Origin of the sequence: Geodermatophilus ruber (assembly GCF_900114385.1) — a bacterium.
Classification (GTDB): domain Bacteria; phylum Actinomycetota; class Actinomycetes; order Mycobacteriales; family Geodermatophilaceae; genus Geodermatophilus; species Geodermatophilus ruber.
Genome location: NZ_FOSW01000010.1, coordinates 114,060 through 126,168, shown reverse-complemented (window position 1 = coordinate 126,168; position 12,109 = coordinate 114,060). Strand labels below are relative to the sequence as shown.

General features: G+C 74.7%; 8 protein-coding genes. 4 read left to right on the top strand and 4 right to left on the bottom strand.

Annotation, left to right across the window (positions count from 1 at the left end):
- Window positions 1-36 precede the first annotated feature (36 nt).
- The 3 genes from BMZ50_RS16310 to BMZ50_RS16300 are packed head-to-tail and all read right to left on the bottom strand — an operon-like array spanning window position 37 to window position 2,822.
- Window positions 37-726 (bottom strand): GntR family transcriptional regulator, encoded by a 690-nt coding sequence (locus tag BMZ50_RS16310; RefSeq protein WP_091326596.1) that lies wholly within the window; start codon window positions 724-726, stop codon window positions 37-39.
- Window positions 723-1,628 (bottom strand): fumarylacetoacetate hydrolase family protein, encoded by a 906-nt coding sequence (locus BMZ50_RS16305; RefSeq protein WP_218146299.1) that lies wholly within the window; start codon window positions 1,626-1,628, stop codon window positions 723-725. Before BMZ50_RS16305 ends, BMZ50_RS16310 begins: the two co-directional genes overlap by 4 nt.
- Before the next feature lie 48 nt (window positions 1,629-1,676).
- On the bottom strand, window positions 1,677-2,822 hold the full coding sequence (locus BMZ50_RS16300; protein ID WP_091326594.1) for an FAD-dependent oxidoreductase: 1,146 nt from the start codon (window positions 2,820-2,822) through the stop codon (window positions 1,677-1,679).
- A gap of 366 nt (window positions 2,823-3,188) precedes the next feature.
- Between BMZ50_RS16300 and BMZ50_RS16295 the strand changes: the two genes are divergently transcribed.
- Entirely contained in the window at window positions 3,189-9,239 is a 6,051-nt protein-coding gene (locus tag BMZ50_RS16295) for a DUF4011 domain-containing protein (RefSeq protein WP_091326592.1), read from the top strand.
- Window positions 9,240-9,315: 76 nt separating this feature from the next.
- Complete coding sequence (locus BMZ50_RS16290; protein ID WP_091326591.1) at window positions 9,316-9,795, top strand: hypothetical protein; 480 nt, start codon at window positions 9,316-9,318, stop codon at window positions 9,793-9,795.
- 122 nt (window positions 9,796-9,917) lie between these two features.
- Here BMZ50_RS16290 and BMZ50_RS16285 read toward each other — a convergent pair whose 3' ends face one another.
- On the bottom strand, window positions 9,918-10,712 hold the full coding sequence (locus BMZ50_RS16285) for an enoyl-CoA hydratase/isomerase family protein (protein WP_091326589.1): 795 nt from the start codon (window positions 10,710-10,712) through the stop codon (window positions 9,918-9,920).
- A gap of 118 nt (window positions 10,713-10,830) precedes the next feature.
- Here BMZ50_RS16285 and BMZ50_RS16280 point away from each other — a divergent pair, with 118 nt between their 5' ends.
- On the top strand, window positions 10,831-11,937 hold the full coding sequence (locus BMZ50_RS16280; RefSeq protein WP_143087201.1) for a serine/threonine-protein kinase: 1,107 nt from the start codon (window positions 10,831-10,833) through the stop codon (window positions 11,935-11,937).
- Between the two features lie 29 nt (window positions 11,938-11,966).
- Window positions 11,967-12,104: a hypothetical protein gene (locus BMZ50_RS24310; protein WP_177212836.1), complete on the top strand. Its 138-nt coding sequence runs from the start codon at window positions 11,967-11,969 to the stop codon at window positions 12,102-12,104.
- Window positions 12,105-12,109 lie beyond the last annotated feature (5 nt).

Sequence of the window (12,109 nt, the reverse complement as noted above, 5' to 3'; positions counted from 1 at the left end):
GGCGTGTCGTGGAGGTGGTGCGGGAAGGCTGGGGGCTCAGCCGCCGTCGGACTCGAGGGTGGGGGCGACCTGTGCTGCGGTGCGGTGCAGGTGGGAGCGGATCGCCGCTTCCATCGCGTCGGGATCGCGCTGGGTGAGCGCGGCGAGCATCTCCCCGTGTTCGTCGTGCGCGACCGCGGCGGAGGGTCCGGTGGAGACGAGGATGCGGACGTAGAACTTGGCCCGGGCCGAGAGCGTGTTGATGAGGGTGATCAGTTCCCGGTTCTCGCACGGCGCGTAGAGCGTCGCGTGGAACTGCTGGTTGAGCTGGGCCCACGCCACCGGGTCGGTGAGGCCGTCCATCGAGTCGTGCAGCTCCTGCACGGCCGCGATGTGGGCGTCCGTGGTGCCGGCGACGACCTTGCGGCCGGCCAGCACCTCCAGCTGCTCCCGGATCTCGTAGAGGTCGAGCAGCTGCTGCACCGACGGCCGGGTGACCACGGCACCGCGGTGGGCGTCGAAGGTGACCAGGCCCTCGCTGGCCAGCGCGTGCAGGGCCTCCCGCAGCGGGGTGCGGCTGATGCCCATCCGGGCGGCGAGCTCGTCCTGGCGCAGCGGGGTGTCGACCTCCACGCCGCCGCTGATGATCAGATCGCGCAGGGCGTCCCGGGTCGCGTCGCGGATCGTGCCGCGCTGGATCGGGGAGAACCCGGCCAGCGCGCCGGCGGCCGTGGGGTCAGTGCTCATGCGGGCTCTCCCTCGCCGGTCTGCGGCGGGCCCCCGACCGTGTTGATCAACGTACCCAGCCCGGTGATGCTGACCTCGACAGTGTCGCCTGCGCTCAGGAACCGCGGGGGGTCGAAACCGATGCCGACACCCGCAGGCGTGCCCGTGGCGATCACGTCACCGGGTTCCAGGGTCATGCCGGCGCTGATCGTGGCGATGAGCGTGGGGACGTCGAAGATCAGGTCGGCGGTCTTCGCGCTCTGCCGCAGCTCCCCGTTGATCCGGGTCTCGACGAGCAGATCGGTGAGGTCCACCTCGTCGGCGGTGACCGCGAACGGCCCCATGGGGCAGGCGCCGTCCAGCGACTTGCCGAGGAACCACTGGCGGTGGTCGCGCTGGACGTCGCGGGCCGTCACGTCGTTGATGATCGTGTAGCCCCAGACGTGGCTGAGCGCCTCCTCGGCGGGGATGCCGCGCCCGCCCTTGCCGATGATCACGCCGAGCTCGGCCTCGTAGTCCAGCTCGGTGGTCAGGTTGTCGTGCAGCGGGATGACCTCGCCCGGGCCGATGACCGAGCTGGGCGCCTTGGTGAAGACGACGGGGCGGTCGGGCACGCCGTTGCTGGGCGTGGAGTTGTACCCGGAGGCGTCGAACTCCAGCGAGTGCTGGTGGTAGTTCTGGCCGACGCAGATCACGTTGCGGGGCGGCCGCGGGATGGGCGCCAGCAGCCGGACGTCGGCCAGCGGGAGGGGCGTGGTCGAGCAGGGCACGGAGCCCGGCGTCCCCCGCTGGATCAGCTCGAGGAGCCCCATGGGGGCGCCGTCGGAGCTGACCGCGTACCCGTGGGGAACGGGGAACACGTGGTCGCCGAGCACCACCCCGACGCCGGGACCGGCGTCGCCGAGGAACGACACGTACTTCACGAGGCAGCCTCCAGGTCCGTGCGCGCGGCACGGGGTCGGATCACGGGATCAGGCGGGGGTCAGGGACGTGGTGCGGGCGCCGGCGGGCACGTGCCGGGCCCCCTTGTTCAGGCCGTTCTGGAAGGGCCGGCTGCCGGACACCGAACGCAGCAGACGGGCACGCACGCCGTCCATCCGCTCGGGGACCTTCGCCACGACGAACCCGTAGAGGTAGGACCACCACTGCACGTGGTCGGTGAGCGCGCGGTTCTCGCGCTCCCACCGGCCCAGGGCCGTGGGGACGTCCTTCTCGCGCTCGAGGGTCATGGCCAGCGCCATCGCGTTGATGAAGGCGGTGTTGGCGGCCTGGCCGAGGTTCGGGGGCATGGCATGGGCGGCGTCGCCGATGACTGCGACGTGCCCCTTGGACCAGTAGCGGCAGCGGACGTTGACCAGGCGGTCCCAGCGGCTGGCCTCGGCGAACCGGTCGACGAGGTGGGCAGCGGCGGGGAACTGCGTCCGCCACAGGTCGCGGTCGACGGGCATCCGGCTCGCCCGCTCGTCGGACACCGGAGCGCTCAGGAAGATGTAGTCCTGACCGTCGGTGCAGGGGTTGTACAGCAGCCGACGCCTACCGTGCCAGTACTCGATGATGGTGTCCTCGGGGTCACCCTCGTCGCGCTCGATCATCATCCGGATGCCGGCCTCGGTGCCGAAGTCCATCCAGGCGGTGGAGAAGATCGACTCGCGCAGCCGGGAGTAGGCGCCGTCCGCGGCGACCACGAGATCCGCCGAGTACTCCTTGCCGTTCTCCATCTGCAGGCGGCCCTCCGGCGAGGCCCCCACCGCGAGGGACGAGGTCTCGATCTGCACGCCGAAGTGCTCGGCCTGGGTGATCAGGGCCTCATAGAGGTCGGCCCGCGGCGGGAGGAGCAGCCGGTCGTCCGGAGTCGTGCGCCGGGACATGAGGACGCCGCCGTTGCGGTCGGCGATCCGCCACTCGGCGATGCTCCGGGCCTTGGCCGTCGCCTGGTCGAAGGCGCCGATGGTCTCCAGCGTCCGCAGGCCGCTCTCCCAGATCCAGATGCCCGCACCGAACATCCGCAACTCCGGGTTGCGCTCGTGCAGCCGCACCTTCCACCCGAGCTGAGCCAGCCTCGTGGCGAGCACGAGACCGGACAGCCCCGCACCGGCGATTTCCGCTGTTCTGGGCACGCGCTACCTCCGCGTCTAGGTCACTGACCTGCACGTTTGCGTCTTGGATCCAGGATCCCGGATCTGGGAGAGCAGAAGGTAGCGCTGTGAAGTACGACATTGGAAGGGGTTGGCGTAAACCCGCTGAAAGTTCTTGGTTGCCGTTGTGTTAAGGCACCCGGCCAGTCCCCGACGCGCGGTCCGGGCACCCTCGTCGTCCGGCCGCGGCCGGAGCACTCCCGTTCGGCGCCTCGGCATCGCTCCGTGACCCTCCGAGCGGTGTCCGGGACGGAAATCACCACCCGTCCGGACGCTCCCGCCACACCCGCCCCAGACGCGCCCCGCGCCTGTCCGGACCGGTCCGTCCGGACCGGTAGACACGTCGCCATGAGCACCACGGACCTCCGGCCCACCGAGACCGCCGACCGGCCGGCCGTGGCGATCCAGGCGACGTCGACCCCGGTCCTCAGCTACGCCCTGGCGCACAACCGGGTGCCGGTCGTCTCCCGGCTGGCCTTCACCAACCACGGCGGCGCGGTGCGCGCGGCGACGGTCCGGCTGGGCGTCCGCGACGCCGAGGGGCCGATCGGCACCCCCGTGGAGCTGCTGGTCGATCTCGACGCCGGCCAGACGACGGTGCTCAGCGACGTCGGGCTGGTCATGGACCCCGCGGCGATGCTGCAGATCGAGGAGCAGCGCCCCGGCTCGATCGAGATCGACCTGCTCGTGGACGGCGAGGACGTCGGCGGCACCGCCGTCCCGGTGCAGGTGCTGGCGGCCAACCAGTGGCTGGCCGCGCCGATCCCGCTGGCGCTGGAGATGCTCGCCGCCCACGTGCTGCCCAACCACCCGGCCATCACCGCGCTGATCGGCGAGGCCAGCACGCTGCTGGAGGAGCGCACCGGCAGCGCGTCGGTGCAGGGCTACCAGTCCGGGCCGGAGCGGGTCGACGAGATCGTCGCCGCGCTGGTGGAGGCGATGCGGCGCCGGGAGATCCGCTACAGCGAGCCGCCGGCCAGCTGGGCCGACGTCGGGCAGAAGGTGCGCAACCCCGGCGACGTCCTCGACGGCCGGGTCGGCACCTGCCTGGACACCGTCGTCACCCTCGCCGCCGCGCTGGAGCAGGCCGGCATCCGGCCGCTGCTGTGGCTGGCCGAGGGGCACGCCTTCCTCGGCTACTGGCGCGAGGAGCGCGGCGCGGAGAGCGCCGCCACCACCGACGTCGCGCCGCTGGTCAACCTGGTCGACCTCGGCCTGGTCCGCCTGGTCGAGACGACGCTGCTGACCAGCCGGGCGCCGGCCGCGGACGCCGATCTGCACCAGGCCGCCTACTCCGCCTGGCTGGCCGGCGACCTCGACCGGGTCCTCGGCGTCACCGACGTCCACCGCGCGCGGCGCGACGGCATCGTGCCGCTGCCGGCCCGCACCCGCGGGCGCGACGGCGTGGTGCAGGTGTTCGAGTACCGGCCGGCGGTGCACAGCGTCGCCGCGAAGCCGGTCGAGCGGGTGCCCGTGCCGCCGGTGGCCGGCGGCCGGCCGGAGGCCCCGGCGCGGATCCAGCAGTGGAAGAACAGCCTGCTGGACCTGTCGCTGCGCAACCGGCTGATCAACTACACCGAGCGCGGCGGGCTGCCGCTGGCCGTCCCCGCCGCGCACCTGGCCACCCTGGAGAACCTGCTGCACAACGGGACGGCGATCTCGCTGCTCCCGGCCGACCGGATCGCCGCCGTCCAGCACGAGCGGGGGCTGCGCTCGGCGCGGGAGCTGCCCGCCGACCAGCTCGCCGAGCTGCTGGTCGAGCGGCGGTCGGTGCACGCCGACGTCACCGAGGGCGGCTACCTGCCCCGGCTGCGCAACCTCGCCTACAAGGCCAAGACGGTGCGCGAGGAGACCGGCGCCAACAACCTCTACCTCGCGCTGGGCAGCCTGGCGTGGGAGCTCGACGGCCGGCCGCTGCGCTCCCCGCTGGTGCTCGTCCCGGTGACGCTCACCCCGACCAGCCGCAACGGCGTCTACCGGCTCGCCCTCGACGACACCGGCACCAGCACCCCGAACTACTGCCTGCTGGAGAAGCTGCGCCAGCTGCACGGGCTGACCGTGCCGGGGCTGGCCGAGCCCGCCGAGGACGGCGCCGGCATCGACCTCGACCGCGCGCTGCAGGCCACGCGCCAGGCCCTGGCCGACGCCGGCCTCCCCTACCGGGTCGAGCCGACCGCCGACCTCGCCGTCCTGCAGTTCGCCAAGTACCGGCTCTGGAAGGACCTCGACGAGCACTGGGCCGACTTCGCGGCCAACCCGCTCGTCGCCCACCTGGTGCACCGGCCGACCGAGGCCTTCGCCGACCCGGCGCCGGACACCGCCGGCCGGGTCGACCTGGACGAGCTGGCCGCGCAGTGCCCGGTGCCCGCCGACGCCTCGCAGCTGCGCGCGGTCGCCGAGGCCGCCGCCGGGCGCACCTTCGTGCTCGAGGGCCCGCCCGGCACCGGCAAGTCGCAGACCATCACCAACCTGCTCACCCGCGCGGTCGCCGACGGCAAGCGGGTGCTGTTCGTCGCCGAGAAGCGGGCGGCCCTGGACGTCGTCGCCCGCCGGCTGGACGCCGTCGGCATGGGCCCGTTCGCCCTCGACCTGCACGACAAGGGCAGCAAGACCCCGGTGGTGCGGGCGCAGATCAAGGCGGCGCTGGAGCACGCGGTCGCCGTCGACGAGCAGGGCCTGGCCGCCGACAGCGTGGACCTCCGCGCGGCCCGCCGCACCCTGGCCCGCTACGCCGACCGGCTGCACGCGGAGAACGCGGCCGGGCTGTCGTTCTACTCGGCGCGGACGGCGGTGCTCTCGGCGCGGGAGGACACCCCGACGCTGCCGCTGCCGTCGGTGTTCGTCGCGGCGGCCACCGCCGAGACGATGACCGCGGTGCGCCGGGCGCTGGCGCTGCTGCCCGACATCGCCGACCTGGTGCGCCCCTCCCCCCGGCACGCGTGGGCGTTCGTCGACACCGCGCAGGTCGACCTGCTCGCCGCGCAGCAGGCCGCGGCCGCCGTGGACGCGGCGATCCGCGACCTGCCCACCGAGCCGCACCTGGCCCGCGCGCTGCGCGAGGTGCGCACGCCGGGCGACCTCGACGCCCTCGCCCACCTGCTCGCCGGCCCGGTGACGAGCCTCGACGTGCTCGACGAGGTGCCCACCGAGCGGTGGACGGCGGCGACGACGGCGCTGCTCGGCGAGGTCGCCGCGTTCGCGGCCGCCGTGCACCCCGGCCTGGAGCTGGCCACCCCGGCGGCGCTGGAGCTGCCGCTGGCGGAGCTGTACGTCGCCGCCCAGACCGCGCAGGCCGGGCGCTGGTTCACCCGCCGGAAGGGGCTCAAGGCGGTCCGCGAGCAGCTCGCCCCGGTGCTGCGGGAGGGTGTGAAGGTCCCGCTCGCGGACGTCCCGCAGCTCACCGCGTCGCTCTGGCACGTGCAGCAGGCGGCGCAGGCGCTGGTGGCCCGGGCGGCGGTCATCCCGGGCCTGGCCGTCCCGCCGGCGTGGAACCCGCTGGTCGAGCCGGCCCTGCTCGACGGGCAGGTCGCGTGGCTGCGCACGGCCGGCGCCGCCACCGACAGCGCCAGCGAGTTCGCCGTCGCGCTGCGCCGCTACGTCGTGGCCGGCCCGGGCCCGGACGGTGCGGCCGCCGCGGCCGTCGCCCGGCTGCGGGACGCCGTCGCGGCGCTGCTGCAGGTGGTCGGCAGCGACGACCGGCGGCTGGCCGACTGGTCCGGGGACGACGGGCTGGTGCTGCGCTGGCAGATGACCCGCCCCGAGCGCGGGGTGGAGCACACCGGGCTGATGTCGCTGCGCCGGTGGGCGGACTTCATCGACACCCTGGAGCCGCTGCGCGCGGCCGGGCTGCACGAGGCGCGGGCGCTGCTGCGGAGCGGCGAGCTGCCCGCCGACGACGCCGTCCGCGCGTTCGAGCACGGCGTGGCGCTGTCCTCGGTGACCGAGCGGCGCGACGCCAGCGGCCTGGAGGCGTTCGACGCGCAGGCGCACGAGAAGGCGATCCACCGGTTCACCGCCGCCTCCCGCGCGGTTCGCGAGCACCTGCGGACGGCGGTGCCGGGCGCGGTGCTCGCCGCGCGGCCGTTCGACGCGCAGAGCGGCAACGGGCAGGTCGGCGCGCTGCAGCGGGAGCTGGCCAAGTCCCGCCGCGGGCTGGGCGTGCGCGGGCTGCTGGCGCAGTACGGCGAGCTGGTCACCGCGGTCATGCCGTGCGTGCTGGTCAGCCCGGACTCCGTCGCCCGGTTCTTCCCCGCCGAGGCCGGCCTGTTCGACCTCGTGGTGTTCGACGAGGCCTCGCAGATCCGGGTGGCCGACGCGGTCGGCGCGCTCGGCCGGGCGAAGGCCGCCGTCGTCGTCGGCGACAGCCGGCAGATGCCGCCGACGTCCTTCGCCGAGCCGTCCTCCGGGTCGGCCGAGGACGACCTGATCGAGCTGCTGGGCACCGCGGTGGAGGACGAGGAGTCGATCCTCTCCGAGTGCGTGCAGGCCCGGGTGCCGCGGCAGTGGCTGTCGTGGCACTACCGCAGCCAGGACGAGTCGCTGATCGCGTTCAGCAACGCCAACTACTACGAGAACCGGCTCTCCTCGTTCCCGGCGCCGACCCACGGGCGGCCGTCGGCCGACGTCGACGGGCGGGGCATCTCGCTGGTGCGGGTCAACGGCACCTTCCACCGCTCCGGCGCCGGGCGGCTGCTGCGCACCAACCCGATGGAGGCCAAGGCGGTGGTCGCGGAGGTCCGCCGCCGCTTCGAGGCCTCGCCGTGCGAGCTGCCGTCGATCGGCGTGGTCACCTTCAACGCCCAGCAGCGGACCTACATCGAGGGGCTGCTGCGCGACGCCGGCGACGAGCGGCTGGTCGAGGCGCTGGACCGCACCGACGGCGAGGGGCTGTTCGTCAAGAACCTGGAGAACGTGCAGGGCGACGAGCGGGACGTCGTCCTGTTCTCGACCGGGTTCAGCGTCAACGACCGCGGGTTCCTGCCGCTGAACTTCGGCCCGCTCAACCGGGTCGGCGGCGAGCGGCGGCTCAACGTCGCCGTCACCCGCGCCCGGCGCCAGGTGGTCGTGTTCTCCTCGTTCGACCCCGCGCAGCTGCGCGCCGAGCAGACCGCGTCGGTGGGCATCAAGCACCTGCGCGCCTACCTGGACCTGGCGGCGCTGGGCACCGACGCACTGCCGCGCGACGCCCGCCCGGTCGCCGTCCCGGACCGGCACCGCGAGGAGATCGCGGCCGCGCTGCGGTCGCGCGGGCTGGTGGTGCGCACCGACGTGGGGCTCTCGGAGTTCCGGGTCGACCTGTCGGTCGCCCGCGCCGACGCCCCGGACGCGCCGGTGATGGCGGTGCTGCTCGACGGTCCCGCCTGGGCCCGCCGGCGGACCGTCGGCGACCGGGACGGGCTGCCGGTCGACGTGCTGGCCGGGATGCTGCGCTGGCCGGCGGTGGAGCGGGTCTGGCTGCCGACCTGGCTGCGCGACCGCGCCGCGGTCCTCGACCGGCTGGTGGCGGCGGTGGACGCCGTCCCCGCTCCCACCCCCACCCCGGCGGCGCCCGAGGAACCGGCGGCGCCCGAGGAACCGGCCTGTGTGGCCACACCGGCCGCCGACGAGCCCACGGACCCCGCGCCGGCCGCCGACGAACCCGCGGACCCCGAGCCGGCCGTCGAGGTGGCTTCCGTCGTCCCCGCGCCGGCCGCTCCCCCCGCAGATCAGCTGCCGCCGCTGCGCGCCGCGGCGCCGGCGGTGATCGAGCCGCTGCCGGCCCCGGCCCCCGTGGCGGAGACGGCCGAGGTCGCGCCGCCGGCCCGGCCCGCCCGGCGGGCGCCGCGGAAGGTGCCCGCCGCGGCGCCGCTGGACAGCGAGATGCCCTTCATCCCGTGGGAGCCCAAGACCGCCGGGGACCGCAAGGTGCTCGACCAGCTCGCCGACGCCCGGATCGCGCGCACCGTCAAGCGGGTGCTCACCGCCGGTCTCAAGGCCGAGGGGCCGGTCCACCGCGACCGGCTGGCCCGGCTGACCGCGAGCGCGTTCGGGCTCTCCCGGGTCAGCGAGGCCCGCCGCGACGCGCTGCTCGCGCTGCTGCCGCCGTCGGTCCACGTCGGCGACTTCGTGTGGCCCGAGACCCTGGACCGGTCGAACTGGGCGTACTTCCGCCGCCAGGCGGCCAGCGCCGACCGGCCGCTGGAGCACGTCGCGCCGGAGGAGATCGGCAACGCGATGGTCGCGCTGTGCCGTGCCAGCGCCGGGATGAGCCAGGAGGAGCTGTTCCTGCGGACGACGGAGGTCTTCGGCTACCGCCGCCGCACGCCCTCCCTGACGCCGCTGCTCGAGGCCGCGCTGGCACCCGTGGTCGACGCCGGCCGGCTCACCCTGCAGGACAACGGCCTGCTGGCTGTCAGCTGACCGGACACCGGCTCGCCCACCGGTACGGCGGACCGTCCGGCCCCTCACCGGCCCGCCGGGCCGCTACCGTCGACAGATGGCGCTGCCGAGGTTTCTCCTGCGGGTCGTCGACCCCGCGCAGGTGTACCTCGAGCACTACCGGCGCGACCTGGAGGCCGGTCGGCATGCCGCCTCCTGGCAGCTCGCCCTCCCCGCGCCTGGCGCGCCGGGTAGCCCCCCGGCGGCCATCGGCGCCCGACGCGCGGAACCGGCAGAGCAGGCCGCCCGGTACGGCGACCGCGAGACCGCGCTCGCCGACGCGAAGCGGCGCTGGGCGCCCCAGCTGAGGCGAGGCGCGGAGGAGCTGCTCACCACCGGCGCCACGGAGCTCCGCCTCGACCAGCGAACGATCACCGCCCGCGTCATCACGTTCTGGCGTGGCGACCATCTGCTGCAGACCACGACCGAGAGCCCCCACGGCAGGGGTGCATCGCTCTCGCGGATCAGCCGGAACCCGCGCCGCGGCGGCGCCGGAGTTCTCGTCGAGTACCTGGCCAGAGCCGCCATCAGGGGCTGACGGTCCGGCACCCGGAGGGGGACGGACCACCTGTGTCCGCCGAACCTCGTGCTCTGCCCACCCTGGTGGGCAGAGCACGAGGTTCGGCAGGAGAGGTTCCGCGGCCCGGACGCCGCGAGCGGCTAGCGGCCGGACCAGCGGGGGGCGCGCTTCTCCAGCCGCGCGGCGATCCCCTCGCGGCGGTCCTCGCTCAGGTAGGGGTTGGGGCCCACGTCCAGGCGCAGCGCCTGCCACAGCGGCAGCTCCAGCCCCTTCACCGCGGTCTCCTTCATCCGGCGGACCGAGAGCGGCGCGTTGGCCGCGATCCCCTCGGCCAGCTCCAGCGCGGCCGGCAGCACCTGCTCGCGGGGCACCAGCCGGTTGACCAGCCCCCAGCGCTCGGCCACCTCGCTGGTCACGTTCTCGCCGGTGAACAGCAGCTCCAGCGCGATGCCCATCGGGATCCGCTTGGGCAGCACGACCGACCCGAAGTTCGCGCCCATCCCGATCCGCGCCTCCGGCAGCCCCATCGGGATGCCGGAGGCGGCCACCCGCAGGTCGCAGGCCAGCGCCAGCTCGAACCCGCCGGCCACCGCGGCCCCGGCCAGCGCGGCGATCACCGGCACCGGCGTCTCGGTGACCACCTCGAACAGGTTCCGTCCGGGCCGGTTCATCGGCGGCCGGAACGGCTCGCCGCGCTCGTCGGCCTCCCGGATCTCCTTGAGGTCGAACCCGGCGCAGAAGGCCGGCCCGTTCCCGGTGAGGACGACGGCCCGGGTGCGCCCGTCGGTCGCGACGGCGAGGAACTCCTCGACCAGGTCGGCCTGCAGCGCGGTCGAGAGCGCGTTGCGCCGCTCGGGCCGGTCGAGGGTGAGCAGGCGGACGTGCCCGCGCTGCTCGACGACCAGTCCGGACCCGTACCGCTGCGCATCGCTCATACCGGCAACCTGACCTGCGCCGACGGCCGAAGGCAAGCCGACGGGCGCCGAACCCGTGGGAATTCACAGCTTCGCGCTCTACCGTCGCCCCACCTGCCGCCGACGGGAGGGCCGGACCGTGGACGACGCGCTGGACTCCGCCGGGACGGTCGCGGCGCTGGCCGGCACCCGCCGGCTCGAGCTCCTGGAGCCCGGCGACCCGGAGCGGATCGGCCCGTACGGCCTGCTCTGCCGGCTGCCCCGGGGCGGCCAGGGCGCGGACGTGTTCGTCGGCTCGGTGTCCCCCGGCAGCCCGCTGGTGGTCATCAAGCGGCTGCCGGAGGGCGCCCCGAACCGCGCCCGCCGCCGGCTGGCCCGCGAGGTGGAGAACGCCGGCCGGGTCAAGAGCCCGCGCGTGGCGCGGATCGTCGACCAGGACCTGGCGGCCGGGGCGCCGTACTACGTCCAGGAGTACGTCGCGGGCACCCCGCTCGACGAGTTCCTCGCGCAGCGCGGCTCGGCCGGGCTCAACGCCGAGGAGCTGCGCCGGATCGCGATCGGCCTGCTGCGCGCGCTGCGCGACGTGCACGCCGCCGGGGTGGTCCACCGGGACGTGAAGCCCGGCAACATCATCATCTCCGGCACCGACGTCTACCTGGTCGACTTCGGCATCAGCGCATCCCTCGAGCCGGAGCCCCCGTCGGGCACCGCGACGACCGGGATGGCCGCGCTCGGGACCAAGCTGTTCGCCAGCCCCGAGCAGCTGCAGGGCGCGGTGCTCACCGAGGCCAGCGACGTCTACAGCTGGGGGATGGTCATCGCCTATGCCGCCGGCGCCGTCCACCCGGTGGACCCCGACGACGTGCTGCCCGACGCCGAGTACTTCCTCGCCCTGCGCGCGGGCCGGCTGAACCTGTCGGCGGTGCCGGCCAACCTGCTCGACAGCGTGTCGCAGGCGCTGCGGTACGCCCCGGAGCGCCGTCCGTCGGTGGCCCGGCTGGCCCGGCAGGTCGAGCAGAGCACCCGGTGGCTGGGGCAGGCCTCGCAGATCCCCGACCCGCGGACGACGTTCGCCGACCTGCAGTCCCTCGGCGGGGTGGTCGAGGCGGCGCGGTTCGAGCTGGCCCGGCTGGAGCGGGCGGTCGCGGACACCCGGTGGGGGTACGCCGCGGCGCTCGGGGCCGCCGCGGTGCTCGGGATCGTCGCCGCGATGGTGCTGGCCGTGCTGTGGCACATGGCGGTCTGAGCAGATGGTCTTCTGAGGGAGGTCGAGCCGTGTCCGGGATGTACGAACGGGCCCTCGCCCAGCAGCGGCTGGACGCGCGCCGGCACCGCTTCCGCGAGCGGCAGCGCGTCCTGGTGGCCGTGTTCTGCGCGACGGCGATCGTCTTCTTCGCCGTCTTCGTCCGCTGACCGCG